This window comes from Cupriavidus sp. YR651, from assembly GCF_900101625.1.
Classification (GTDB): Bacteria; Pseudomonadota; Gammaproteobacteria; order Burkholderiales; family Burkholderiaceae; genus Cupriavidus.
The window spans coordinates 34,126-59,886 of record NZ_FMYZ01000009.1 but is presented as its reverse complement, the minus strand read 5'-3'; the positions used below and the strand labels follow the sequence as shown (position 1 = coordinate 59,886).

Below are 25,761 nucleotides of genomic sequence, written 5' to 3'. Positions count from 1 at the left end.
AGGCATCTGCTCATATCCCCGGAAAGGATGCCTGCCATGAAAGCTATCGGCCTGACCCGTTACCTGCCCATCAACGACCCCCTGTCGCTCGTCGACGTGGAGATCGCCCAGCCCGTTGCCACCGGGCGCGACCTGCTGGTCAAGGTGGAGGCAATTGCCGTGAATCCCGTGGACACCAAGGTCCGCGCGCCGAAGGAAAAGGTCGAGGACGCGCCGCGCGTGCTGGGGTGGGATGCCGCCGGAACGGTGGTGGCCGTGGGTCCGGACGTCACGCTGTTCAAGGTGGGCGATCCCGTGTTCTACGCCGGCAGCATCACGCGGCCGGGGACCAACAGCGAGTTCCATCTCGTCGATGAACGTATCGTGGGCCACAAGCCGGCCTCGCTGGACTTCTCGCAGGCGGCGGCATTGCCGCTGACCGCGATCACCGCGTGGGAGGCGCTGTTCGATCGCCTGGGCGTCTCGCCCAAGGGCGAGGATGCCGGCCGATCGGTGCTGATCATCGGCGGTGCGGGCGGCGTGGGGTCGATCGGCATCCAGCTGGCCAAGGTGTTGGCCGGCCTGACCGTGATTGCCACGGCGTCACGGCCGGAGTCGGAAGCCTGGTGCCGCCGCCTGGGGGCAGACCACACGATCGACCACCGTGGCGATATCCCGGCGCAGCTGCGTGCGCTCGGGTTTGAAAACGTCGACTACATCCTTTGCTTCAACGACACGGATCGCCATTTCAACGCCATGGCCGACGCCATCGCCCCGCAAGGCAAGATCTGCTCGATCGTCGAGAATGCCCGTGAGTTGCCGGTGGGCCTGCTCAAGAGCAAGAGCGCCACGTTCGTGTGGGAATTCATGTTCACGCGCGCGATGTTCGGCACGCCGGACATGATCGCGCAACACCGGTTGCTCAACGAGGTGGCGAGACTGATCGACGCTGGCCGGGTGCAGACCACCGTGGGCGAGAATCTGGGCACGATCAACGCGGCCAACCTGCGTCGCGCGCACGCCCTGCTCGAAGGCGGCCAGACCATCGGCAAGCTTGTGCTGTCGGGGTTCTGACGCCCTGCCGTCAGCCGAGGCAAGCGGGCAGGGAAGGGCCCGCCACCGTCCCGGAGCAGTAACGGCGGGCCCGCGCTGCCTTCACTTCATCTTGGCGAGGATGTCGTTCATATCGTCCATCGAGAAGGCCCGCAGGGTTTGGGTGCGGACATTGCCGGCCTGGCCGATTGACAGCCCGAATGCGGTCATGGTCGCGTCATCGGGAGCCTCCAGCGTCAGCACGAGGTCGTAGGCGCCTAGCGTCCAGTAGATATCTTTCATTTGCACGCCGAACTGCTGTCCCATTTCGCGGACGTAGGCCGCGCGCTTGGTCGTGTCCTTGACGGCACGGATGCCTTGGTCGGTAAAGCTGGCAAGCACGATGTATCGGGTCATGATGATCTCCGGCAGGTTCATGACACGCCGCCGACTGCGCGCTGGCATGGTGGCGACGGGTTCCGGGCCGGAGCCATCGCGACGCAAGCAAGCTGGGTGCGTGCCGGCCAGGGAACCATTGCGCGTTGACGCATATCGCGCGCCAAGGGCGGTAAATGGTCGGTCGCGGGCGGATTGATCGCGCCCACCGGCCAAAGCGGTGGCGCAAATCGACGCAGTGGTTGCAACCTTGAAGTGCCTGAAGCGGCGGGTTTGCGGGTACTGCTGTTGGTGTGATATTCGCAATTAACCGCCAAGCGTTGAGGAAACCAATAGAAAGGGCCGGGCTGCTCGCGCAGCGCCGGCCCTCGGTTTTCCTGCTATCAGGAAAAGGGGAGAAAGGGGAATCAGACGGGAAGTGCCGTGCCCGCAGCAACCCCTTGCGACGCCGGCGTCGGCGCCGTCGAGGTCAGGTCTGTCACGAAGCGCGCCACCTGCTCGATCACCCCGTCGTCCTGCAGTATTCGCCGGTGTCCCAGGCCTGTCGTCGTCACGAGCCGAGCCTGTGGCCAGGCACCAGCAATGGCGGCGCCGTCTTCCCATCGCACTTCCTTGTCGTGCCGATCGTGGACGACCAATACGGGGGGCACGGGCCGGGTCCGGCCGATATCGGGCACGTTGAAGGTCGACCAGGACGTGCCCAGCCATTGTTCGCTACGGCGCTGCATGCGCGCCAGCACGTGCGGGGCGATGCCCAGTTGCCAGGCCAGCGTCGAGCAGGCGCTGTACATGTCCGCTGGGGAGCCGATCATCACCGCGCCCTTCAGCGGCAAGCCTTCGCGAATCGCCTGCGCCGCGGCGGCCCCACCCAGCGAGTGCGCGATGACAGCATGTACCGGCCCCACGTGCCAGGCCACGGCAAGCAGGGAGCGAGTCATCTCCAGGATGGAAGTCTGGTCCTGCCCGCGAGCGCCGGCATCCGATGCACCATGCGAGAGGGCGTCGAACGCCACCACGCGCATTCCGGCGGCAAGCAATGCGTGGACGACTGCGTGCCACTGGCCGGCATTGCCGCCCCATCCGTGGGCGAGCAGGACTACTGGACCCTGGCTGCCCCAGCGGTACACGCGCACGCGCCGGCTGGCCCCCTGGCCGGTCACCAGCGCCCACTCGCTGCGTGCGGAATCCAGCAGGCGCAGGCCCGGGCCACTGGTCTTGCTGCGCGGGGGACTGAACCAGAGACGCTCCAGTGCTCGCGCAGTGGCGGCGGGATGGAGCCATCCACCGGTCTGCCAACGCAATCTTTGCCAGGCCAGAGCGATAGTTTGAAAACGTTTGACCGGGGAAACGGCGGGCGACGGACGATCGATCCCTGTTTCATCGGATGGCGCGACGGCGCCTGGTGGGGATGCAGAAGACAGCACTTGCGACACGGCGAACACCTCCAACTGATCTCTTGTCAACGCGATCGGCGGCACAGTTGCTCTGACTGTGTCATTTTTTGTAATCTACGACCGACCAGTCGTGCTATTTTTCGGGCAATAAAAGACGACAAAAATGTCGTTGGATACACCGCGCGCATGCCCTGTGCGCATCGGCTGGAAAACCTGGCGGACGACGCTGGCGCCGTCCCGAATCTCAGTTTGCGGACGCCGGTTCTGCGGCTTGCGCCGTCCGCACGTCGCTCAGCAACCTGGCAAACGCGCGTCGCGCCATCGCTTCGGCGTCACTGCGGCCCATCAGCTTGAACGATGACTGGAATGACATGCCGATGCCGGCCATCTCGAACGCGAACTGACGCGGATCGGTGTCCGCGCGAAGATCGCCCTCGTCGACCGCGTCATTGATCACTCGGCCGATCGTGCTGTGCCAGTCCTTGAACGACTGCACCACCTTGTCGCGAATAATGCCGGGCTTGTCACGGTATTCCTGGGACAGCGCCATGAAGAGGCACCGACCTTCCGTCACCGTCCCGCCCAGCCACACCATATAGCCGTCGAACAGACCTTGCAGACGCGGAATGCCGCGTGGCTGCCGCATCGCTGGCTGGACGACGATCTCGCTGAAGCGCTCCGCCGCGCGGTCCAGCACGGCCTCCTGCAGCGCCTCTTTCGACTTGAAATGCGCATACAGTCCGCTCTTGGACATGTTCGTGTCCGCCGCCAGATCGGCGAGCGAAAGCTGCTCGAAGCCGACCCGGGTGGCCGACAGGAGTGCTTGTTCGATGATGGCGGTGCGAGTGAGTTGGCCTTTCTGCATGGAATGCAGATTAGCACGACCGGTCGGTTTGTCAACTTGCCTTACTCCACACATCGACAATACTGATGTGACGTCAACGCAAAGCGGACGGTCCCGTTATGTGATGGCGGGAGGAGGAAGTTGTGCTTTATCCGTCTTTTGGACGAGGGTCCAAACGGCGAGATCAAGCCATCATAAGAAATCTGCAAAAGTGTTCCACACATGACCTTACGGAACGCTTTACGTGCTCTATACTCGAATGCACGTCCGCGCACTTTTTTTTCACTGGTGACTGGAGACCGACATGAACAGTACAGCCGTGCCAAGAGGCGCTAGCGAACCGTTCCGGCAACTGCGGGCGTTGCGTCGAGCGCGCAAGCTCAAGCAGGAGGACGTCGCCCGTAAGGCCGGGATTTCCCGCGAAGCCTATCTGCGGGCAGAGTCGGGTCAGGCCGATCCGCGTATGTCAACCTTCCTTGCGGCCTGTGAGGCGCTTGGTCTGGAAGTCGTACTGGCTCCGCAGCATCTTGCCGCAGACGTAAACGCATTCATCGCCAGCCGCAATGGCGGCGTCACAGCAGCCTCGATGGCCGGCCAGCCGGCCGCCGCGGCCCCGGCTGCCGCGGCGCCCGCGTCAGGCGGATTCGGCCCCGGACCCAATGCCGGGGAGGGCCACAAGCCCATGTGATGTCTGCCGTGTCCGTTGCAATCAGGCGGGACACCGTCCCGCAGGGTTGCCGGATACCCATTGTCGGATAAGCCTGACGCGACGCAACCCGTCGTGTCGGTTTGTCCGGCGTCTTGCCGCCTGAGTGCGGTTCGGCACTGTCGATCCCGGCAGTGTGTGCGACGCCGCGCTGCGGAATCGCATGTCGATCTGCTTGTCTCTCCCGCATCCCCTCGCTTCGCCCCCCGCATTCCTTTCCGTTCCCGCGGTTTCACCGATCCGCCCCCGTTTTTCCTTACCTGATTTCCCCCGGCGTCTGACGTGCGCAGCCCAGGTCACGCCACGTTCGCCTACTGTATTTGTGGTTTGACATGCGTCAGAACCGTGATTACGATATGGTAAATCGATTTCGCTATTCGTAATTTCATGCGCTGACCCGGCATGGCGTGAACGTGGCGACATGAGAAGAGCGGAGACAACATCCGCAGGTTTGCCCGGCGAACTGCCGGCATTGTTCCAGGTGCGCGAAGGCATCCGCGCCAGGAAAGCAGCGTCAAAAACATAGCGCCAGGAAAGTAGCGCCAAGGCAAGGTGGCCAGCGTGCCGCCGGATGCGAGAGGAAGACTTCATGACCCAGACCCAACTGAACGTGGCGGACACCACCGCCGGCTACCTGTCCGGCTTTGCGAACGAGTTCGCCACGGAGGCCTTGCCGGGGGCGCTGCCCGTCGGGCAAAACTCGCCCCAGCGCGCCCCATACGGCCTGTATGCCGAACAACTGTCCGGCACGGCATTCACTGCGCCGCGCGCCCACAATCGCCGCTCGTGGCTATATCGCATCCGTCCGGCGGCGATGCACAAACCATTCACCCGCATCGATCAGGGCCGCTGGCTCAGCCGTTTCGACGAGGTACCCCCGTCGCCCAACCAGATGCGCTGGAGCCCGCCCACCATGCCTGCGGCGCCGACGGACTTCGTCGACGGTATCGTCACCATGGCCGGCAATGGTGGCCCGGAAGCGCTGACCGGCTGCGGCCTCCACCTGTATCTGGCCAATCGGCCGATGCAGGATCGCTTTTTCTATAACGCCGACGGCGAGATGCTGATCGTGCCGCAGCAGGGGCGCCTGCTGATCGAGACGGAGATGGGCCGGCTGGCCGTTGAGCCGCAAGAAATCGTGGTGATCCCGCGTGGCGTGCGTTTCCGCGTCGAGTTACCCGACGGCGAAGCGCGCGGCTATATCTGCGAAAACTACGGCGCGCTCTTCAAGCTGCCGGACCTGGGCGTGATCGGCTCCAATGGCCTCGCCAACCCGCGCGACTTCCTCACGCCGGTAGCCCGCTACGAAGACCGCGAAGGCACGTTCGAGCTGGTGGCGAAGTTCCAGGGCAACCTGTGGCGTGCCGATATCGGCCATTCACCGCTGGACGTGGTGGCGTGGCACGGCAACTACGCGCCATACAAATACGACCTGCGACGCTTCAACACCATCGGTTCGATCAGCTTCGACCATCCGGATCCGTCGATCTTCCTGGTGCTCCAGGCGCCTTCGGACACGCCCGGCGTGGACACCATCGACTTCGTGATCTTCGGCCCGCGCTGGCTGCCCGCCCAGAACACATTCCGTCCGCCCTGGTTCCACCGCAACGTGGCCAGCGAGTTCATGGGCCTGATTGCCGGTGTCTACGATGCGAAGGCCGAGGGCTTCGCTCCGGGCGGCGCCAGCCTGCATAACTGCATGAGCGGCCACGGTCCCGATGCGGAGACCTTCGAACGCGCCACGGCGGCGGATACCAGCGCGCCGCACCACATCACCGACACCATGGCGTTCATGTTCGAAACCCCGGGCGTCATCCGGCCCACGCCGTACGCGGCGGAGTCGGCTCAGCTGCAGCATGACTACTACACCTGCTGGCAAGGCCTGAAGAAGCATTTCAACCCGAACGTGCGCTGATTTCCGGAGTTTTAACGATGACTGCCCCCAAGACCAGCTGGGTCGAATCGGCCAACGACGGCCTGACCCATTTCCCGTTGCAGAACCTGCCGTATGGCGTTTTTTCGGCGAACGGCCAGTCACCGCGCGTGGGCGTGGCGATTGGCACGTATGTGCTCGACCTGGCCGCGCTGGATGACGCCGGCCTGCTTCCCGTCGCCGCGAAGGGCGCCTTTGCAGAAGCCAGCCTCAATCGATTTATCGCGCTGGGCAAGCCCGTGTGGACGGAAACGCGCGCGCGCCTGACCGCGCTGCTGTCCGATGCCGACGCGGCGCTTTCCGGCAACGCGGCACTGCGCGACAAGGTGCTGGTGCCGATGGCCGCCGCCACGCTCCACCTGCCGGTCGAGATTCCGGGCTACACGGATTTCTACTCGTCGCGCGAGCATGCGACCAACGTTGGCCGCATGTTCCGCGATCCCGAGAATGCGCTGCTGCCGAACTGGCTGGAAATCCCGATTGGCTACAACGGCCGCGCCAGTTCCGTGGTGGTAAGCGGCACGGCACTGCGCCGGCCCAATGGCCAGATCAAGCTGCCCAACGAAGCGCGCCCCATCTTTGGCCCGTGCCGCAAGCTGGACTACGAGCTGGAGATGGGCTTTATCGTCGGCAAGCCGTCCGAGCTGGGCGAACCCGTGAGCACGGCGGATGCGCCGGCGCACATGTTCGGCATGGTGATCCTGAACGACTGGAGCGCACGCGATATCCAGCAATGGGAATACGTGCCGCTGGGTCCGTTCAACAGCAAGACGTTCGGCACGTCAATCTCGCCGTGGGTGGTGACGATGGACGCGCTGGAGCCGTTCCGCCGCGACAACCCGGCCCAGTCACCGGAGCCGTTGCCCTACCTCCGGCAAAAAACCCGGAACGCCTACGACATCGCACTGGAAGTTGCGCTGCGGCCGGCCGGTGCGCCGGCGGCGGCGACCATCTGCCGAACCAACTTCAAGGCGATGTACTGGACCATGGCGCAACAGCTGGCCCACCATACGGTGTCCGGCTGCAATGTGCGGGTTGGGGACCTGATGGGCTCCGGCACCATCAGCGGCACCACGCCTGACTCCTATGGCAGCTTGCTGGAGGCCACGCGCAACGGTGCCGAGCCCCTGACGCTGGCCGATGGCAGCCGCCGCGGGTTCCTGGAAGATGGCGACAGCGTCATTATGACCGGCTGGTGCCAGGGCGACGGATTCCGGGTGGGCTTTGGTGAGGTTTCGGGCAAGATCCTGCCGGCGCCCTGAGCGCCTGCTATCGTTCCGGATCGGACCCATTTGACAGGGCGGGGCGGCCATACAAGGGCTGTCCCGCCCTCGTTACATTTGCGCACCCCGCTTACTTTCCTGCATAGCCTGAGCGCGCCGCTTTATGCGAGAATTCGGCCCTGACAAAAAAAGTGGGGCGAAGTTCGCCGCGCTGGTGGCATACCCGACTTTGGGCGGGGGTCGCCGGCCCAGCTCCGGCCCCGCCAATACCCCCCGACACGGCGGCTCAGTAATGTCTGGTGCCGGCCGTTAAGTCTACGGGCCGCATCCTTCGGCACTGATTCGATGTGGTCGATCCAGATCTCGGCCATCGGGTGGTTAAATAACTAAATTCGGCGAAATCCTCGGATTTCGATATTAATTTCAGGGAAATACGGAGTTATCCCCGGGTCGCGCCTTGGCGCGTGGTCTGGTGCGCGTGCATCGCGTCCAGACGTCGTGTCGCCAAACGCATCGGGCGGGGCGCCGGGCTCACTTTCCACCCACCGCGCACGGCATGGCAATGGAATTCGGAATTCGCGCATGGGCGGCCTGTGCGCCGGCATTGCAGTCTCCTGAAGCATGGCAGGCATGGAGCCAGGCTCCCTGGCTGCCCGACGGCTCGGACTTGCCCACACTCGCCGCGATGGCGCCGATGTTGCGTCGGCGCGTCAATGCCATCGGCCGCGCCGCGCTGCATCCCGCCTACGACATCACCCCCGAGCACACGCCGGCCATGCCCGCCGTGTTTGCTTCCCGCCACGGCGATACCCGCCGCGCCTTCGAAATGCTGAGCGAACTGGCTGCCGCGCAGCCGCTGTCGCCAACCGCGTTCGGTTTGTCCGTACACAACGCCATTGGCGCGATGTTTACGATCGACCGTGGCGATGCCTCCAACCTCCAGGCCCTGGCGGCCGGGCGGGACACCGTGGAGACCGCCGTGGTAGAGGCCTGCGGCCTGCTGGCCGACGGCGCCGAAGACGTCCTGCTGGTCTGTTACGACGCCCCGTTGCCCGAAGCCTATGCCGAGTTCGCCGACGAACCCGGCTGCCTGTTTGGCTGGGCCTGGCGCATTGGCCGGCCGCGTGCCGGCGAGCCACTGTGGCGTCTGGAGGTGGAAGCCGCCCGCACCGGCGCGGACCCTGACACCGCCCATCCCATCCTGCCGCACGGGCTCGACGTCCTGCGCTTCATGCTGGCCGGCGAGCCCGAACTACGCCACTGCGGCGAGCGCGCGACCTGGAGGTGGCAACGCCATGGTTGAACGGATCGACCGCGCCTGGCGCGTGTGCGCCACCGGCTTCTGCTTTTCCAGCTTCGGCGTGGGCGGGCTGTTCCTGCGCGTGCTCGTGTTTCCGGTGCTGTCGCTGCTGCCGTGGTCCGTCGAGGCGCGCCAGCGCGCCAGCCGCGGCGTCGTGCACCACGCATTCCGCCTGTTCCTGTGGCTGATGCATACGGTGGGCGTGATCCGATTCGAAATTCGCCATGCCGATCGCCTGCAACGCAACGGACTGCTGATCGTGGCCAACCATCCGTCGCTGATCGATGTCGTCTTCCTGATGGCGCTGACGCGTCGCGCCGACTGCGTGGTCAAGTCCGGCCTTGTGCGCAATCCGTTCACGCGCGGCCCCGTGCTGGCCACCGGCTGGGTGCGCAATGACAGCGGCGCCGCCATGGTGGACGACTGCATCGCATCGCTGCGGGCCGGCAACAACCTCATCATTTTTCCGGAAGGCACCCGCACACGACCGGGCCAGCCGCTGCAATTGCAGCGCGGCGCGGCCAACGTGGCCGTGCGCGGTGGCTTTGCGCTGACGCCGGTCGTCATCCGCTGTGAACCGCCCACGCTGACCAAGGGCGAGAAGTGGTACCACGTGCCGGTGCGCCGGCCACGGTTCGTCATCGACGTTCGCCCCGACGTGAACGTGGCGGACTGGGTGCCCGCGGGCACGGACGACGCCATGGCCGTGCGCCAGCTGACCCAGTCACTATCAGAGTTTTTCTCCAGGGAGATCCGCCGTGAAGGCGCTTGAGCAAGAAATCAAGGAACTGATCATCTCGTCGCTGTCCCTCGAGGATGTGGCGGCGGACGATATCGACACCACGGCGCCGCTGTTCATCGAAGGCTTGGGCCTCGACTCGATCGACGCGCTGGAACTGGGCCTCGCGCTGCAGAAGCGCTACGGCATCACGATGAACGGCGACAAGGAAGAGATTCGCGCGCGCTTTGCCAGCGTTTCTGCCCTGGCGGCGTTCGTGGCGTCGCAGCGTGGCCAGGCCCCGGCCTGACGCGAACCGACCGAACCGACTGAATCGATCGAACCGGCCGGACAGGACTGGCCGGCAACATGGAGCCCTTACCATGACGCAAGACGAAATCTTCGCGCGCGTGGCGGCGGTTCTCGAAGAAACCTTCGAGATCGCGCCTGATCGCATCACGCCCGAGGCCCGGCTGTATGACGACCTCGACATTGACAGCATCGACGCCGTCGACCTGCTGGTCAAACTCAAGCCGATGCTGAACAAGCCGCTCAAGCCGGAGCAGTTCAAGTCCGTGCGCACCGTGCAGGACGTGGTGCAGGCGCTGGCGCAGCTGATCGACTCGCCGGCCACCGCCTGACCCGCGCATGGCCTGGCGCAAATGGGGGCTGGGACTGCTGACGCTGTCCTACCCGGTGGTGGTGTATCTGGGCTTGCAGCACTTTTCGCCGCGCGTGATGGCGCTGGCGCTGGTCGCGCTCGCGCTGCTGCGGGCCGGCACCAGCCGGCAGGCGGGCTGGCGCGCGATGGCGCTGCTGGCCGGTGGCCTGGCCGTGATTGTGCTGGCATCCGATCACGCGTTGCCGCTCAAGCTCTATCCCGTACTGGTCAACGTGGCGATGCTCGGCGTCTTTGGCTGGAGCCTGCGCCACCCGCCCACGCTGGTCGAGCGCCTCGCGCGCCTGCGCGAGCCCGACCTGCGGCCTAGCGGCGTGGCCTATACACGCCGCGTCACGCAGGCGTGGTGCATCTTTTTCGTCTGCAACGGCACCGTGGCCGCCATCACCGCTGTGGGGGCCAGCGACCGCATCTGGGCGCTGTACAACGGCGCCATCGCCTATGGGCTGATCGGCGCGATGTTCGCCGGCGAATGGCTGGTGCGGCAACGCGTGATGGCACGCAACGCGGAGGAGGGGCGCCATGGTTGAGCGTGTCAACGCCAACTGGTCTGGCGTCGGCGGCGTCATGGCGGCGCTGGCTGCCCGCGCTGCCCAAGGCGATGTGCGCGACGTGGCGCGCGGAGGCGGTCCATCGCTCGATGCGCGCGATTTTGTCGCCCGCGCCGCGGCTTGGCGCCGCATGTTTGCCGCTGCACCGGGACACCGCTGGGCGCTTTACATCGAGCGTACCGCCGAATTCGCGGCCGCACTGCTCGGGGCCTGGCACGCCGGCAAGCATGTCGTGCTACCCGGCGATACGCGTCAGGAAACCCTCGCGGCATTGCGCGGTCATGCCGACGGGCTGGCCGGGGAATTGCCCGATGGCCTGCAGCCATCCGCGCCGGATGGGGACGCCGGAGCCTTCGACTGGCCCCCGCTGGCCACCCACGATACGTGGATCACGCTGTTCACCTCCGGTTCCACCGGCGTGCCCGGCGCGATCGACAAGCGCCTGGCGCAGCTCGATGCCGAAGTCCACACGCTCCAGCAGGCGTTCGGTGGCGACCTGCCTGCCGACGTACGCGTGCTGGGCACGGTCTCGCACCAGCATATCTATGGCCTCTTGTTCACGGTGCTCTGGCCGCTGGCGGCGGGGCGCCCGATGCCGGTCACGCGGCTGGCGTTCCATGAGGAAGTCGTCCGCGCCTGCATCGACGACACGCATCCCGCCATCTTGATCAGCAGCCCGGCGCACCTGAAGCGGATGCCGGAGGCGCTCGACTGGCCGGCCACGCGCCCGGTGCTGCGTGCGGTGTTCTCGTCCGGCGGCCCGTTGCCGCCCGAGGCCGCGACCGAGGCGCTGCGCCTCACGGGCCGGTCGCCGATCGAAGTCTTCGGCAGTTCCGAGACCGGTGGCATCGCATGGCGCCAGCGCGCGGTGCAGGCCGACCGCTGGACAGCGCTGCCCGGCATTGCGTGGCGACTCCAGGACGGGTTCCTCGCCGTACGCTCGGCGCACCTCGCCGACGACGACTGGTATGTCTGCGCCGACCGCGCGCTCCCTGCCGGCGACGACAGCTTCGTGCTGGCCGGACGCGCCGACCGCATCGTCAAGATCGAGGAGAAGCGTGTTTCGCTGACGCAGATCGAGCAACGGTTCGCGTTGTCGGCGTTCGTGCGGGAAGCCCGCGTGACCATGATCGAGCTCGACGTGGGGACGCGCGTGGCGGCCGCAATCGTGCCGACGGAGGCGGGGCAGGCGATGCTCGATGGCGAAGGCCGCGCCGCGCTGACCACGGCGCTGCGCAGGCACCTTGCCGATGCCATCGACCCCGTGGCGCTGCCGCGCCGCTGGGCGTTCCTCGCGGCATTGCCCTGCAATGCGCAGGGCAAGACCACGGAAGCGATGCTGCGCGACGTGTTCCGCCGGACCCTGCCGGCGGTTCGCTGGATCGGTGCGGAGGGCAATGTCGATGGTGCTGGCGGCGGTTCGGTGACGGCATCGCTCGATATCACCGAAGACCTTGCCATTTTCGACGGCCATTTTCCCGGCACGCCGATCGTGCCTGGCGTGGCGCAGGTGGACTGGGTCATGGCCATCGCGCCACAGCGGCTGCCCGTGCCCGCGCGCGACCGCTTTGCGCGGCTCGATACCCTGAAGTTCCAGGCGGTGATCCAGCCCGGCAGCACCGTGCAAATGGCGCTGACATGGCAGCCCGAATCGCGCGTGCTGGGCTTCCGGCTGACGTCGGCTGCGGGCCCGCATGCCAGCGGCAAGATCGTCTTCCATCCCGAGGCATCATGACCCCCGCATTCCGTCCCGTCGTACTGGTTCCGGTCTATGACCACGAAGGCGCCATCGGTGCCATGGTCGACGCGATCCTCGTGCACCCGCTGCCATGCCTGCTGGTCGACGATGGCAGCAGCCCGGCCTGCGAGGCCGTGCTGCGCGAGATTGCCGCCGCGCATCCGGACCGCATCCGGCTGGTGCGCCTGACGCAGAACCAGGGCAAGGGCGGCGCGATCATGGCGGGCTTCGCGGAAGCCGCCCGGCTGGGCTACACGCACGCGCTGCAGATCGATGCGGATGGCCAGCACGATGCCGATTGCATTCCCCAATTCCTGGCGCTCGCCGAGGCCGATCCCGCCGCCATGATTTGCGGCCATCCCGTCTACGATGCCTCCGTGCCGCGCCACCGGCTGTACGCACGCTACCTGACGCACGTCTGGGTCTGGATCAATACGTTGTCCTTCGCCGTGCGCGACTCGATGTGCGGGCTGCGCGTCTATCCCTTGCCCGCCGTGACCGCGCTGATGCGCGACGTCCGGCTGGGCCGCCGGATGGAGTTCGATACCGAGGTGCTGGTGCACCTGGTCTGGCGCGGCGTGCGCATCGTCAACGTGCCCACGCGCGTCACGTATCCGTCCGATGGCGTCTCGCACTTCAAGGCGTTTCATGACAACGTACTGATCTCGCGCATGCATACGCGGCTGTTCTTCGGCATGGTCTGGCGCCTGCCGCGCCTGCTGTGGCGCAAGGTGAGGCCGGCATGAGCGCGAGCAACTCCCGTACGGCCGACGTGGTGCGCCGTGCGCCGTCCCGGCACTGGAGCACCATCGGTGAAGCCACCTGCGTGTGGGGCGTGTGGTGCCTGTACGGCCTCTATCGCGTGTTCGGCCGTCCGCTGTTCCGCGCAGTGCTGTATCCCGTGGTCACGTACTACTGGCTGACGCACCCGCTGGCGCGGCGGGCCTCGCTGGACTACCTCACGCGTGTGCAGGCCACGGCCGGCGCGGTCGGGACCCAGCCCGGGTGGCGCCATACGCTGCGCCACTTGTTTTCGTTTGCGGACACGCTGCTGGACAAGCTGCTGGCCATCGGCGGCCAGTACCGCTTCGGCAATGTCACGCGCGAAGGCCCCGAAGTACTGGTCAACCAGATCGCCAGCGGGCAGGGCGGCATCATCATGACGGCCCACATGGGCTGCCTGGAACTGTGTCGCGTGCTGGCCAACCAGCGGCAGGGGCTGCGCCTGACGGTGCTGGTCCATACCGCGCACGCCGAGCGTTTCAACCGCATCCTCTCCCGGCTGGATCCGCAGTCCGGACTGCAGCTCTACCAGGTAGATGACATCTCGCCGGCCACGGCACTGGAACTGGCCGCCAAGGTGCAGGCGGGCGAATTCGTGGCGATTGCCGGCGACCGCGCTCCGGCCCACGGTGGCCGTGCGGTGCGGGTCCCGTTCCTGGGGACGCCCGCCCGGTTCCCGGTGGGGCCGTACGTGCTGGCATCGCTGATGCGCTGCCCGCTGTTCGCGATGGGCTGCGTGCGGCATGGCGATGGCCACCTGCTGCGTTTCACGGAACTTGCGCGCGCGGTGACGCTCCCACGTGCCAACCGTGACGCCGCGCTGACCGCGCTCGCCACGTCCTATGCCGCCTGGCTGGAGGCGCTTCTGGTCACGTCGCCCTATGACTGGTTCAACTTTTACGACTTCTGGGCGGATGAGCCGGTCCGCGCCGGTCGCCAGGATGCGCGATAGGCCAGCGGCCTCGCGCACCGCCCACCGGAAACCCCATGTCCAAAGTTATCAGCCACGAGATTACCCTCACGCCGGCCTTTCATGACCTCGACCCGATGAACGTGGTCTGGCACGGCAACTACATCCGCTATTTCGAGGTGGCGCGTTGCGCGCTGCTGCAGCAGATCGACTACGACTATCCGCAGATGCGGGATTCCGGCTACGCCTGGCCCGTCGTGGATCTGCGCGTCAAGTATGTACGGCCCCTGGTCTATGGCCAGTCGATGATCGTCCGCGCCACCATCGTCGAGTGGGAAAACCGGCTCCGGATCGACTACGAGATCCGCGACGCCGCGTCCGGCCAGCGCCTGACCAAGGGCTATTCGATCCAGGTGGCCGTGGAGATCGCCACGCAGGAAATGCTGTACGTGTGCCCGCCGGTCCTGCTCGAGAAACTGGGAGTCGAGCCGTGAAGCGGCGCCATCTCCTGCGCGGGGCCATGGCGATGACCATGGCAGCCGGCTTGCTGGCCGCGGCCCCCGTGTTCTCCGAAGACCTGCTCGGTGCCGTGGCGGCACGGCTGGCCGACGCGCCCGTGATTCGTGGCCAGTTCGAGCAGACGCGCCGCCTGGCTGGCTTCAGCAATCCGCTGGTTTCGCGCGGGGATTTCGTGCTGGCGCGCGGACGCGGCGTGGTCTGGAGCACGCGCGATCCGTTTCCGTCGAGCCTTCTGGTCACGCCCGAGAAGCTGGTCATGCGCGGCGCCGACGGCCGCGTGCAGCAGCAGATGCAGGCCGACGCCCAGCCCGCCATGCGCGTGGTCGGCGAATCGATGATTGCCGTGCTGCGCGGTGACCTGCGCGGGCTGGCCACGCGTTTCGACGTGACCGGCAAGCTGGTGGGCAACGCCGGCTGGACGCTGACCCTGACGCCGACCGATGCCGGCATGCGCCGCGTGTTCACGCGGATCGAACTGGCGGGCGACAAGTACGTGCGCAACGTGCGCCTGGAGGAGGGCAGCGGCGACAGCACCGTGGTCAGGATGATCGACCCGGTAGCGGCCGCCAGGCTCACCGCCGGGGAGGAGCAGCGCTTTGAGTAACGTGGCGGACGGGGTGGCGATGCGGGGCGGCCTGAGCCGGCTCGAACGCGCGCTGGCCATCGGCTGGCTGCTGCTGGTGCTCGCGCTGGTTGCGCACCAGGTGCAGTTCTGGCGTGCGTCCCGCCTGGATACGGATGTGATGGCGCTGCTGCCAACCAGCGAGCGCACCGCCACGGCGGATCGCGTGCTGCGCCGCCTTGCCGATGGCGTGGGGCGCGAGGTCGTGGTGCTGGTCGGCAGTCCGGACTGGGCGCGCACGCGCGCGGCCGCCGAGCGCTTCCGCCAGTCGACGGCGCAGGGCGGCGATCTGCTGCAGCCGGTCGACAAGATCGCGGCGTTCGATTTCGATGCCGCGCTGGCGTTCTACCGGCCGTGGCGGGATCGCTTGCTGACCGATACGCAGCGCCAGCAATTGCAGCACGCAAATCCCGATGCGCTCGCCCAGCAGGCGCTGACCCGGCTCTACCAGTTGTCGACCGGCCCGCGCCTGACCGATTGGGCGGCCGATCCGCTCGGGCTGTGGCAGGACTGGTGGCTGTCGCGTGCCGCCGTGACCCGCGTGCACGAGCGTGACGGGCTGGCGGCGCTGACGGGCGATGGCCGGGAATGGGCGCTGTTGACGTACCACATCACCAAGCCGGCCTTCTCGGTCACCGGCAGCACCGGCTACGGCGACCTGCTGCATGCGGCGGAAGTGGCGGCACGGCAAGGCGATGCCGATGTGCGCGTGGTGGCCGCCGGCATACCGCTGCACGCCGAGGCCGCGGCCGCGCAGGCCAACTGGGAAATGAACGTGATCGGCTGGGGATCGCTGGCGGCGGTGCTGCTGCTGGTCTGGCTGGCGTTCCGGTCCCTGCGGCCGATCGTGCTGGTTGGCCTGTCGCTATTGATCGGGACGGCGGCGGCGATCTCCGCCACGGCCATCGTGTTCGATCGCGTGCACCTGATCACGCTGGTCTTCGGTGCCAGCCTGGTCGGCGTGGCCGAGGATTTCGGCATCCATTACTTCGTGACCCGGCAGGCCATGCCGCGCGCCACGCCGCCATCCGTGATGCGGTTCCTGCTGCCGGGCATGGCGCTGGCGCTGTCCACCAGCGTCGTGGCATACCTGGCGCTCGGTGTTGCGCCGTTTCCGGGCCTGCGGCAGATGGCCTTGTTTTCGGCGGTGGGGCTGGTCGCGGCCTTCCTGACCGTGGTGTTCTGGTTCCCGTTGCTGGATCGTGGCGCGCTGCGGCAGACGCGCTTGTCCAACTGGCTGTCGGCCAGCCTCGCGCGCTGGCCGCGCGTGCGCGCCGATCGGCGCACGTGGCTGGCGCTGGGGGCTCTTGCGTTGTTCATCGTGCCGGGTGTCTGGCAGGTCCGCGTTGCCGATGACGTGCGCCAATTGCAGAGTTCGCCCCCGGCACTGATCGACGCGCAGCGCACCGCCGGACGCCTGCTCGGCACGCCAAGCCCGGCGCAGTTCGTGCTGGTGCGTGGCGCCAGCCCGGACGAGGTGCTGGCGCGCGAGGAAGCGGTCAAGGCAAGGCTCGCGGATGCCATCCGCCGTGGCGATCTGGAAGGGTTCCTGTCGATCTCCGACTGGGTGCCTTCGGCCGCGCGCCAGCGTGCCGATGCTGCGCTGGCGGACGGTCAGGAGGCCGCCGTGCGGGATCGCGTGGCCAAGGCGCTGGGTGGCGCCATCGCGGCACCGCAAGCCACCGCCGCGGACGCCGTGCTGACGTTGCCGGCGTGGCTGGCCCATCCGGTGTCCGGCACGCTGCGGCATCTGTGGCTGGACCGCGAAGGCAGCGGCTACGCCAGCGTGATGCTGTTGCGAGGGCTGGACAAGCCAGCGGTCATGCCCGGCATCGCCGCTGCCGTTAATGCGGTGCAGGGCGCCGAGTGGGTCGACCGTATCGCGGATCTGTCTTCGCTGCTGCACCACTACCGCGTGCTGATGAGCTGGCTGCTGCTGGCCGGCGCGGCGGGCGTGGCATTGCTGCTGTTCTGGCGATACGGGCGCGCCGGCTGGCGCGCGTTGGTGCCCACGCTGCTGTCGGCGGCGTTCAGCGTGGCCGTGCTCGGCTGGCTGGGCGTGCCGCTGCAACTGTTCTCCGTGCTGGCGCTGGCGCTGCTGCTGGGGGTGGGCGTCGACTATGGCATCTTCCTGCTGGAGCATCCCGGCGATGGCGTGTCGTGGACCGCCATCGTGCTCGGTGCGGCCAGCACGCTGCTGGCCTTCGGGCTGCTGGCACTGTCTTCGACGCCGGCGCTGCATGCGTTCGGCATGACCATGCTGTCCGGCGTGGGTGCGGTCTGGGTGCTGTCGCCGTGGTTCCGGCCATCGGCTGCGGCGCATGCTTCATCACAACAAACTGAACAGGGTTGATTCACATGAAAACGGAACAGGTGGAAGTACTGATCGTCGGGGCCGGGCCCGCGGGCTCCGTGGCCGCCGGCCTGCTGCGCAAGCGCGGCATCCAGGTGCTGGTGATCGAGAAGGAAACCTTCCCGCGCTTTTCGATCGGTGAAAGCCTGCTGCCGCAAAGCATGGAATACATCGAGGAAGCCGGCATGCTGCAGGCCGTGGTGGAAGCCGGCTTCCAGTACAAGAACGGCGCCGCCTTCGCGCGCGGCGACCGCTATACCGATTTCGATTTTCGCGACAAGTTTTCCGAGGGCTGGGGCACGACGTACCAGGTCCAGCGCGCGCATTTCGATGACGTGCTGATCCGCGAGGCGCAGAAGCAGGGCGCCGAGGTGCGTTTCCGCCATGCCGTGGAGGCCGTGGACGTGTCCGGCGAGCAGCCGTCGGTCACCGTGCGCGATCCGGAAGGCGAGCTGTACACCGTGCGGGCAAAGTTCCTGCTCGATGCGTCCGGCTTTGGCCGCATCCTGCCGCGCCTGCTGAAGCTGGAATCGCCCTCGAATTTCCCGGTGCGCGCGGCGATTTTCACGCACGTGGAAGACCGCGTTCCGGTGGGCACGTTCGATCGCAACAAGATCCGCATCGGCGTGCATCCGGAGCATGTGGATGTCTGGTATTGGACGATCCCGTTTTCCAACGGCCGCTGCTCGCAGGGTGTGGTCGCCGAGAAGTCGTTCCTCGACCGCTATGCCGGCGACGAGATGGCGAAGCTCAAGACGCTGGTCAGCGAAGAGCCGGGGCTGGCCGCGCTGCTCAAGGACGCCAACTGGGACACGCCGGCACGCCAGATCGTCGGATATTCGGCCAACGTCAGTTCGCTGTGGGGCAAGGGTTACGCGCTGCTCGGCAATGCGGGCGAGTTCCTGGACCCCGTGTTCTCGTCGGGCGTGACCATCGCGTTCAAGTCGGCCAGCCTGGCCACGGCCTGCGTGGCGCGCCAGCTCGCCGGGGAAGCGGTGGACTGGGAGGGCGACTATGCCAGGCCGCTGAAGGCGGGCGTGGATTGCTTCCGCACCTTCGTGGAAGCCTGGTACGAAGGGCGTTTCCAGACGCTGATCTTCCACCCGAATGCCACGCCGGAGATTCGCCAGATGATCTCGGCCATCCTGGCCGGATACGCGTGGGACCGGAGCAATCCGTTCGTCGCGGAGTCGCGTCGCCGCCTGAATGTGCTGGAGCAGCTTTGCGCGGCTTGAGCAACATCGTGTCGATGAAGCCCCGCGCGGCGCTCGTGGCGCTGGCGGCGCTTGGGACACTCACGGCGCTCGCCGGCTGCGCGACGCAGACGGGCACCGCGCCGACGGAAGACGTGCGTGCCCGAGCCGTCCGCCCGGCGGTGCCGCTGCTGCGGCTGCCGCCGGCGTCGCTTGGGCGCGCGCTGAACCTGCAGCAGCAGATCACGGTGCAATACCCCTCGCCGCAGGGCGAGCAGACGCGCGATATCCTCGCACTGCTGGAGGCGGATGCCGGCCACACGCGGCTGGCTGCGGTGGCGGGCGGGCAGGTGCTGGCCCGGCTGGACTGGGATGGCCGCGAGCTGCGGGTGACGCGTGCGCCCTGGGCTCCCGCGGAGCTCGTGCCGGAGCGTATCCTGAGTGATCTGCAGCTGTCGCTGTGGCCCGTCGATGCCATCCAGGCAGCCCTGCCGCCAGGGTGGCGCGTGGACATCGCGCAAGGTGTACGCCGCCTGCGCGCCGGCGACGAAACCGTGGCCGAGATCCGCTATCCGGATGCGGCCACCACCGTGTTCACGCAGCTCCGCGACGGCTACCGGCTCACTATCCGCACGTTGCGGGCAGAAGGGGGTGCGCCATGACGATTTTCCTGAACGCGATGAACGTGATCTGCGCGCTGGGCAGCGGGCAGGACGCCGTGCGCGCGGCACTCTGGCGCACCGACGGCCCGGCCGGCGGCGAAGTCACGGATCGCTATACGCCCGGCACGCCGCTGCACCTGGGCACCGTGCGGGAGGCGATTGCTGCCACCGACCTGCCCGGCGGGTTGCCGCCCGGACTGGTCAGCCGCAACAACGCGATGCTGGACCGCACGCTGGATGCATTGCGTCCGGTGGTGCAGGAAGCCATCGCCCGGGTGGGCCCGACGCGCGTGGCCATCGTGCTGGGGACCAGCACCTCGGGGATCAGCGATGGCGAGCTGGCCGTGCGGGCCCGCGCGGTGCCGGACGCATCGGGTGCGCCGGGAAAGTGGCCGGCTGCGTTCCACTACGGCCAGCAGGAGCTCGGCTCGCCCGCGCAATACCTGGCCCTGGCCCTCGGCACGGCCGGGCCGGCCTATACGATCTCCACGGCATGCTCGTCCAGCGCCAAGGCCATGGCCGCGGCCGCGCGGCTGCTGGAGCATGACATGGCCGATATCGCCATCGCCGGGGGCGTCGATACGCTCTGCAGCTTTACCATCGCGGGCTTCCGGTCGCTCGATTCGGTCAGCGCCGAGCGCTGCAACCCGCTGTCGGCGCATCGCCACGGCATCAACCTGGGCGAGGGCGCGGCGCTGTTCCTGATGTCGCGCGAAGCCGGCCCGGTCCGCCTGGCCGGCTGGGGCGAGACCTCCGACGCGCATCACATGTCCGCGCCGGATCCCGCCGGCGCCGGCGCGCGCGTGGCGATGCAGCAGGCCGTGGCGCGTGCGGGCATCGAGCCCGGCGCCATCGACTACCTGAACCTGCACGGCACGGCGACCGAACAGAATGACGCGATGGAATCACGCGCGGTGGTGGACCTGTTCGGCCACGCGGTGCCGGTCAGCTCGACCAAGCCGCAGACCGGCCACACGCTCGGCGCGGCCGGCGCGGTGGAGGCCGCGCTGATGTACCTGACGCTGACGGACAATCCGCGCGGCAGGCTGCCGGCGCACTGGTGGGATGGCGCGTCCGACCCGTCGCTGCCGCCGCTGCACGTGGTGGGCGCGGACGAATCGCTCGGCCGCCCGGCGCGCTACGTGATGAGCAATTCGTTCGCCTTTGGCGGCAGCAACAGCGTGCTGGTCATGGGAGAGGGCTGACGTGACCGTATCCGACTTGCCATCCGGCACGCCATTGCCTCCGGTCAGCGAGGTGGTCCCGCATGCGGGCGCCATGCGGCTGATCGATGAACTGGTCCATGCCGACGCCGAGCAGTGCGTCGCGCGGGCCACCGTGCGCGCCACGCAACTGTTTGTCGACGACGCTGGCATGCCCGGCTGGACCGGCATCGAGTACATGGCCCAGACCATTGCCGCGTGGGCCGGTGTGCGGGACCGCGCGGCCGGCCGCAAGCCCGGACTGGGCTTCCTGCTCGGCTCGCGCCGCTATGCGTGCGATGTGGCGGCATTCCCGGTGGGCAGCGTACTCACCATCCGCACGCAGGTGGAACTGATCGGGGACAACGGCCTCGGCATGTTCGCGTGCACCCTCGCGCTGGACGGGCGCGAGGTGGCGCGCGCCAACGTTTCGGTTTTCCAGCCTGCCGATGCGCAGGCGTTTCTCCAGGGGCAGCAAGCATGACCAACAAGACCGTGCTCGTCACGGGTTCCTCGCGTGGCATCGGCCGCGCCATCGCGCTGCGGCTGGCGCGCGACGGATACGACGTGGTGGTGCACTGCCGCGCGCGCCGCGACGAGGCCGAATCGGTGGCGGATGCCGTGCGCGCCTTTGGTCGCGGCGCGCGCGTGCTGGCGTTCGACGTGGCCCAACGCCAGGCTGCGGCCAGCGCGCTATTGGCCGATATCGAGGAACATGGCTGCTACTACGGCGTGGTCTGCAACGCCGGTCTGGCCCGCGATGCGGCATTTCCGGCCATGAGCGGGGAGGAATGGGACGAGGTGGTTCACACCAACCTCGATGCGTTTTATAACGTGCTGAATCCGGTCGTCATGCCGATGGTGCAGCGGCGCCAGCCGGGGCGCATCGTCACGCTGTCGTCGGTGTCCGGGCTGGTGGGCAATCGCGGCCAGACCAACTACAGCGCGGCCAAGGCCGGCATCATCGGCGCCACCAAGGCGCTGGCGATCGAACTGGCGCGCCGCCAGATCACGGTCAATTGCGTGGCGCCGGGCCTGATCGATACGGAAATGATCGAAGAACACGTGCGCGAGGAAGCGCTGAAGATGATTCCCGCGCGACGCATCGGCACGCCGGACGAGGTGGCCGCCACGGTGGCCTTCCTGTTGTCCCCAGATGCCGGTTACATTACACGGCAGGTAATTTCCGTGAACGGGGGGATGTTCGGATGAAGCGGGTTGTCGTCACCGGCGCAGGCGCCATCAGCGCACTGGGCAACGACTGGACCACGGTGCGCGAGCGCCTGGCCAGCGGCCGCAATGCGGTCGTGCACATGCCGGAATGGGCCGATATCAGGGGCCTCAACACGCAGTTGGCGGCGCCGGTGCCGCCGTTCGCGTTGCCGCCGCACTACACGCGCAAGCTGACGCGGTCGATGGGCCGCGTGGCGCTGATGGCCGTGATGGCCAGCGAGGCCGCGCTGGCGGACGCCGGCCTGACCGGCCATCCGCTGGTGACGGGCGGGCAGATGGGCATTGCCTATGGGTCGTCCACGGGCACGCCGTCCGCGGTGCAGGATTTCGGCCGCATGATGAGCGAGCGGAGCACGGAGGACATCAGCGCCACGACCTACATCCGCATGATGCCGCACACCACGGCTGTTAATATCGGCGTGTTCTTCGGCATTACGGGACGCATCCTGACCACGTCCAGCGCCTGCACCTCGGGCAGCCAGGGCATTGGCTATGCGTATGAGACCATCCGCGCCGGCCGACAGGTGGCGATGCTGGCTGGCGGCGGCGAGGAGCTGGACCCGACGGAAGCCGCGGTGTTCGACACGCTGTTCGCCACGAGCACGCGCAACGATGCGCCGCATACCACGCCACGCCCGTTCGATGCGGACCGCGATGGTCTGGTGCTGGGTGAGGGCGCCGGCACGCTGGTGCTGGAGGAACTGGAGCACGCCCAGGCGCGCGGCGCGCGCATCCTGGCGGAGATCGTCGGCTATGGCACCAACAGCGACGGCGCCCACGTGACGCAGCCGCAGGCGGAGACAATGGCCGTGGCGATGCGGCTGGCGCTGCAGGACGCAGGCCTGGCGCCCGGGCGGATCGGCTATGTCAACGCGCATGGCACGGCCACGGACCACGGCGACATCGCCGAGTCCCACGCCACGCATGCCGTGCTGGGCCCGGCCGTGCCCGTGAGTTCGCTCAAGAGCTACCTGGGCCATACGCTCGGCGCGTGCGGCGCGCTGGAGGCCTGGATGACCATCGAGATGATGCGCGATGGCTGGTTCGCGCCCACGGTGAACCTGGTCAATCCGGATCCGCGGTGTGCGTCGCTGGATTACATCATGGGCGAGGGGCGCCGCCTCGACACCGCGTACGTGATGAGCAACAATTTTGCGTTCGGGGGGATCAACACCTCGCTGGTGTTCCGTCGCTGGGACGCCTGAGTTTTCACCCGGGGGCCGCCCCGGATGCTTGCCCGAGTTGTCCGCAGCACCACTGTTTTTTCGCCTTTTCCACAACCAAGAACAAGGAAGGTCAATGAAACTCGCTCTCCCGCTGGTCGCCCTCGCCTGTGCCGGCACGCTGCTGTCCACGCCCGCTGCCGCGCGCGACACCAAGTACATGCTGCCGCTCCAGGAAGTGCTGGACATGTCCGAAGCCCGTGACAAGCTGGACGGCTCGGTCAAGTTCTACCTGGCCGGCGCGCGCACGCCGAAGGTGCTGGAAAAGAAGGAGAGCGACGTATCCAACAAGAAGACCAACGGCGTGGGCAAGAGCGACGAGGAAGCCTGCCGCTGGGCCGCGCTGTCGGCGCTGATTGCCTTCCAGGACAAGGCCAAGTCGCTCGGCGCCAACGCGGTGGTGAACATGGTCAGCTACTACAAGAAGGACGAGAACGCCAACCCGACGGACTACGAGTGCCACGCCGGCGCCGTGGTGGTGGGGGTGGCGCTGAAGGGCACCTACGCCCGGGTCGCCAACTAACCCCGGCGCCGACCGGGCCAAACCGCTATCGCTTGCCTTTGATGGCCCCTCCAAACGCCGACCAACAGAGAGAGCCATCGTCATGCCGCTTGCGCTGCGTACCGGATCGGTGATGGCATTCGCGGCCATGGCGCCGCCTGTCGGCCGCTGGATGTCGCCGGAGGAACTGGCCCGGCTGGCGGCCCTGCGAGCGCGGTCCCGCGCCGAGCAGTTTGCCGCGGGCCGCTGGCTGGCCCGGCGGCTGCTGTCGGTGACCTTCGGCGGCGACGCATCGGAATGGTCGCTATCCGCTGCACAGGACGCGCCGCCACTGGCCACCCATGCGGGCGGCGCGGTGGGCACGCCCGTATTCCTTTCGATTGCCCATTCGGGCGATCACCTTGCCTGTGCGGTCTCCGATTTGCCGGTCGGCATCGATATCGAGGAAATGCAGCCCCGCAAGCATCTCGATACGCTGATCGAGGCCACGACCACGGAGGCCGAGCGTGCCGCGCTGCCCGAGTTGCTGGCCGACAGCGAGGATGCGGCCCGGCTCACGGCGTTTTTCCAGCTCTGGACGTTGAAGGAGGCGTGGATCAAGTGCCACGGCGGCAACCTGTTCCAGACGATGATCGGTCATGTGGTGGAAGCCGTGCCGGCACCGCTGGCGCAGGCCAACGGCCTGACCTGGCGGCGCGAGGGGGCCGTGCTGGCCCTGGCGGCGTCGGCGCCCGTGGATGGCCTGGATCTGTCGGGCGCCACGGGCTGGCGCCTGCGCGCGCAGGAAACCGTCGACTAGACCGGCGGCATTTCGGCAGGTATCAGGCAGACATCAGTCAGGTATCGACCGGTCCGGCATCGCCGGCATCCGGATCGAACCCGCTTCCACGCTCAGGTCTTTTCCAGCGCCGCGCAGGCCGCGCGCAGCATGGCGGCGTAGCGCTCCAGATGCGGCTCGATCCGATAGACCGGGCCGGCAATCGAGATCGCATAGCATTCGCCCGACAGCTGCACCGGCCAGGCCAGCGCCCCCACGTCTGGCATCGATTCGCTCAGGTTCACAAAGGCCCCGCGCTCGCGGGACTGCCGCAAGTCTGTTTCCAGCATTGCCGGCGTTGCAAGCGTTCGCGCGGTAAACGCGTGGAACGGCAACTGGGCGAGCAACGCGGCGCGCTCGGCGTCATCCATGACGGACAGCAGGGCCTTGCCGATCGAATTGGCATGCAGCTCGCGTCGTTCCCCGGCGGTGGCGATATAGCGGATTGCATGGGGGGATTCCAGCACGTCCAGATAGACCACCGCCTGGCCCTCGTACAGCTTGCCGATGACGATGGTCTCGCCGGTGGCGTCGCGCAGCTCGCTCATGGTGCCGTGCACGCGATCCAGCACGGGGTCGTGGCGGGCGATCTGCTGCGCCATCGCCAACAGCCGGCCGGTGGGGTAATAGCCCTGGCGACGCGCGGTTTCGTAGAGGTAGCCAAGGGAGGTCAGCGTGCGGATCAACGCCAGGCAGCTCGATGCCGGCACGGCCAGCAGGCGGGCCAGTTCCGACAGCGACAGCGCGCGCCGCTCCCGCGCGAATGTTTCGATGATCTCGATCACGCGCAGGGCGGTCTTGACGTTCATCGGGGGCGGCTTGGCGGCGGACGATTCGGGGCGCGCTGGCATCGGTGGCGGCGGCATGCGGGCAGTGGCTATGGGGCGGAAATGTACCACGGCCGACGCATCCGGCTGGCCTCTTACAACGTATAAGCTGTAAAGGCGATTTACAGCTTATGCGTTGTATCTTGAAAATACAGCTTATCCGTAGTAAAACGGCTTTACATCCTATCGGCTGTGAGACTAAACGCCATGTCGTCGACGCCCGCCACCTATCCCATCCGCATCATCAGCCAGTTACGACCCGTCCTGCAGGGGTTCCGCAAATCCCGCGGGCTGACGCAGGCCGAACTGGCGGCCCGGCTTGGCGTGAGTCAGCAGACCTATGCGCGGCTGGAAGCCAATCCCGATCGTGTCAGCATGGCCCGGCTCCTGGCCGTGCTGCAGGCGCTGGAAGTGGACTTGCT

Annotated in this window: 27 protein-coding genes and 1 pseudogene; 24 read left to right on the top strand and 4 right to left on the bottom strand. The window is 67.3% G+C overall.

What is annotated here, in order from left to right; all coding sequences use genetic code 11:
• The first annotated feature begins 36 nt into the window (after window positions 1–36).
• Window positions 37–1,053 carry a zinc-binding alcohol dehydrogenase family protein gene (locus BLR29_RS22645; protein ID WP_092139800.1) on the top strand — a complete coding sequence of 339 codons (1,017 nt, stop codon included), beginning with the start codon at window positions 37–39 and terminating at the stop codon, window positions 1,051–1,053.
• A gap of 81 nt (window positions 1,054–1,134) precedes the next feature.
• On the opposite strand, the gene BLR29_RS22640 is transcribed toward BLR29_RS22645, so the two are convergent.
• From BLR29_RS22640 to BLR29_RS22630, 3 genes are all read right to left on the bottom strand, one after another.
• Window positions 1,135–1,428, bottom strand: a complete 294-nt coding sequence (locus tag BLR29_RS22640; protein ID WP_092140049.1) for a GYD domain-containing protein — start codon at window positions 1,426–1,428, stop codon at window positions 1,135–1,137.
• A gap of 386 nt (window positions 1,429–1,814) precedes the next feature.
• Complete coding sequence (locus tag BLR29_RS22635) at window positions 1,815–2,840, bottom strand: alpha/beta fold hydrolase (RefSeq protein ID WP_092140047.1); 1,026 nt, start codon at window positions 2,838–2,840, stop codon at window positions 1,815–1,817.
• Between the two features lie 205 nt (window positions 2,841–3,045).
• Window positions 3,046–3,666 (bottom strand): TetR/AcrR family transcriptional regulator, encoded by a 621-nt coding sequence (locus BLR29_RS22630; protein WP_092139798.1) that lies wholly within the window; start codon window positions 3,664–3,666, stop codon window positions 3,046–3,048.
• A 283-nt stretch (window positions 3,667–3,949) separates the two neighbouring features.
• Here BLR29_RS22630 and BLR29_RS22625 point away from each other — a divergent pair, with 283 nt between their 5' ends.
• The 22 genes from BLR29_RS22625 (at window position 3,950) to BLR29_RS22520 (ending at window position 24,494) form a co-directional block, all read left to right on the top strand.
• Complete coding sequence (locus tag BLR29_RS22625) at window positions 3,950–4,333, top strand: helix-turn-helix domain-containing protein (RefSeq protein WP_092139796.1); 384 nt, start codon at window positions 3,950–3,952, stop codon at window positions 4,331–4,333.
• A gap of 607 nt (window positions 4,334–4,940) precedes the next feature.
• The gene (hmgA, locus tag BLR29_RS22620) at window positions 4,941–6,266 is read left to right on the top strand and encodes a homogentisate 1,2-dioxygenase (protein WP_092139794.1); all 1,326 of its coding nucleotides are present in this window, start codon (window positions 4,941–4,943) and stop codon (window positions 6,264–6,266) included.
• 17 nt (window positions 6,267–6,283) lie between these two features.
• Window positions 6,284–7,546 (top strand): fumarylacetoacetase, encoded by a 1,263-nt coding sequence (gene fahA, locus BLR29_RS22615; RefSeq protein WP_092139792.1) that lies wholly within the window; start codon window positions 6,284–6,286, stop codon window positions 7,544–7,546.
• A 523-nt stretch (window positions 7,547–8,069) separates the two neighbouring features.
• On the top strand, window positions 8,070–8,810 hold the full coding sequence (locus BLR29_RS22610; RefSeq protein WP_255371374.1) for a beta-ketoacyl synthase chain length factor: 741 nt from the start codon (window positions 8,070–8,072) through the stop codon (window positions 8,808–8,810).
• Window positions 8,803–9,579: a lysophospholipid acyltransferase family protein gene (locus tag BLR29_RS22605; protein WP_092139788.1), complete on the top strand. Its 777-nt coding sequence runs from the start codon at window positions 8,803–8,805 to the stop codon at window positions 9,577–9,579. Before BLR29_RS22610 ends, BLR29_RS22605 begins: the two co-directional genes overlap by 8 nt.
• Window positions 9,566–9,835, top strand: a complete 270-nt coding sequence (locus BLR29_RS22600; RefSeq protein WP_092139786.1) for a phosphopantetheine-binding protein — start codon at window positions 9,566–9,568, stop codon at window positions 9,833–9,835. The genes BLR29_RS22605 and BLR29_RS22600 overlap by 14 nt, the downstream gene beginning before the upstream one ends.
• Window positions 9,836–9,908: 73 nt before the next feature.
• Window positions 9,909–10,166 (top strand): acyl carrier protein, encoded by a 258-nt coding sequence (locus BLR29_RS22595; protein WP_092139784.1) that lies wholly within the window; start codon window positions 9,909–9,911, stop codon window positions 10,164–10,166.
• Window positions 10,167–10,173: 7 nt separating this feature from the next.
• Window positions 10,174–10,734, top strand: a complete 561-nt coding sequence (locus tag BLR29_RS22590; RefSeq protein ID WP_092139782.1) for a COG4648 family protein — start codon at window positions 10,174–10,176, stop codon at window positions 10,732–10,734.
• Window positions 10,727–12,490: an ApeI family dehydratase gene (locus tag BLR29_RS22585; RefSeq protein ID WP_255371373.1), complete on the top strand. Its 1,764-nt coding sequence runs from the start codon at window positions 10,727–10,729 to the stop codon at window positions 12,488–12,490. The genes BLR29_RS22590 and BLR29_RS22585 overlap by 8 nt, the downstream gene beginning before the upstream one ends.
• The gene (locus BLR29_RS22580) at window positions 12,487–13,239 is read left to right on the top strand and encodes a glycosyltransferase family 2 protein (protein WP_092139780.1); all 753 of its coding nucleotides are present in this window, start codon (window positions 12,487–12,489) and stop codon (window positions 13,237–13,239) included. The genes BLR29_RS22585 and BLR29_RS22580 overlap by 4 nt, the downstream gene beginning before the upstream one ends.
• Entirely contained in the window at window positions 13,236–14,228 is a 993-nt protein-coding gene (locus BLR29_RS22575; RefSeq protein WP_092139778.1) for an LpxL/LpxP family acyltransferase, read from the top strand. Before BLR29_RS22580 ends, BLR29_RS22575 begins: the two co-directional genes overlap by 4 nt.
• 35 nt (window positions 14,229–14,263) lie before the next feature.
• On the top strand, window positions 14,264–14,680 hold the full coding sequence (locus BLR29_RS22570) for an acyl-CoA thioesterase (RefSeq protein WP_092139776.1): 417 nt from the start codon (window positions 14,264–14,266) through the stop codon (window positions 14,678–14,680).
• Entirely contained in the window at window positions 14,677–15,309 is a 633-nt protein-coding gene (locus BLR29_RS22565) for an outer membrane lipoprotein carrier protein LolA (RefSeq protein WP_255371372.1), read from the top strand. The genes BLR29_RS22570 and BLR29_RS22565 overlap by 4 nt, the downstream gene beginning before the upstream one ends.
• 1 nt (window position 15,310) lies before the next feature.
• On the top strand, window positions 15,311–17,680 hold the full coding sequence (locus BLR29_RS22560; RefSeq protein WP_255371386.1) for an MMPL family transporter: 2,370 nt from the start codon (window positions 15,311–15,313) through the stop codon (window positions 17,678–17,680).
• A gap of 5 nt (window positions 17,681–17,685) precedes the next feature.
• Window positions 17,686–18,915: an NAD(P)/FAD-dependent oxidoreductase gene (locus tag BLR29_RS22555; RefSeq protein WP_092139774.1), complete on the top strand. Its 1,230-nt coding sequence runs from the start codon at window positions 17,686–17,688 to the stop codon at window positions 18,913–18,915.
• Between the two features lie 14 nt (window positions 18,916–18,929).
• On the top strand, window positions 18,930–19,535 hold the full coding sequence (locus BLR29_RS22550; protein WP_092140039.1) for a DUF3261 domain-containing protein: 606 nt from the start codon (window positions 18,930–18,932) through the stop codon (window positions 19,533–19,535).
• A complete protein-coding gene (locus BLR29_RS22545) occupies window positions 19,532–20,740 on the top strand; it encodes a beta-ketoacyl-ACP synthase (protein ID WP_092139772.1) in 1,209 nt (402 codons plus the stop codon). The genes BLR29_RS22550 and BLR29_RS22545 overlap by 4 nt, the downstream gene beginning before the upstream one ends.
• A gap of 73 nt (window positions 20,741–20,813) precedes the next feature.
• Window positions 20,814–21,221: a hotdog family protein gene (locus tag BLR29_RS22540; RefSeq protein WP_255371385.1), complete on the top strand. Its 408-nt coding sequence runs from the start codon at window positions 20,814–20,816 to the stop codon at window positions 21,219–21,221.
• Window positions 21,218–21,949 (top strand): 3-oxoacyl-ACP reductase FabG, encoded by a 732-nt coding sequence (gene fabG, locus BLR29_RS22535; RefSeq protein WP_092139770.1) that lies wholly within the window; start codon window positions 21,218–21,220, stop codon window positions 21,947–21,949. Before BLR29_RS22540 ends, fabG begins: the two co-directional genes overlap by 4 nt.
• Window positions 21,946–23,175 carry a beta-ketoacyl-ACP synthase gene (locus BLR29_RS22530; RefSeq protein ID WP_092139768.1) on the top strand — a complete coding sequence of 410 codons (1,230 nt, stop codon included), beginning with the start codon at window positions 21,946–21,948 and terminating at the stop codon, window positions 23,173–23,175. The genes fabG and BLR29_RS22530 overlap by 4 nt, the downstream gene beginning before the upstream one ends.
• A 94-nt stretch (window positions 23,176–23,269) precedes the next feature.
• Window positions 23,270–23,716, top strand: coding sequence for an excinuclease ATPase subunit (locus BLR29_RS22525; protein ID WP_092139766.1), 447 nt, complete (start codon window positions 23,270–23,272; stop codon window positions 23,714–23,716).
• A gap of 82 nt (window positions 23,717–23,798) precedes the next feature.
• Window positions 23,799–24,494: a 4'-phosphopantetheinyl transferase family protein gene (locus tag BLR29_RS22520; protein ID WP_092139764.1), complete on the top strand. Its 696-nt coding sequence runs from the start codon at window positions 23,799–23,801 to the stop codon at window positions 24,492–24,494.
• Between the two features lie 92 nt (window positions 24,495–24,586).
• Here BLR29_RS22520 and BLR29_RS22515 read toward each other — a convergent pair whose 3' ends face one another.
• Window positions 24,587–25,321 carry an IclR family transcriptional regulator gene (locus BLR29_RS22515; protein WP_092140035.1) on the bottom strand — a complete coding sequence of 245 codons (735 nt, stop codon included), beginning with the start codon at window positions 25,319–25,321 and terminating at the stop codon, window positions 24,587–24,589.
• Window positions 25,322–25,546: 225 nt separating this feature from the next.
• Between BLR29_RS22515 and BLR29_RS22510 the strand changes: the two are divergent.
• Window positions 25,547–25,754, top strand: a pseudogene (locus BLR29_RS22510) (helix-turn-helix domain-containing protein); the annotation flags it as partial.
• Window positions 25,755–25,761 lie beyond the last annotated feature (7 nt).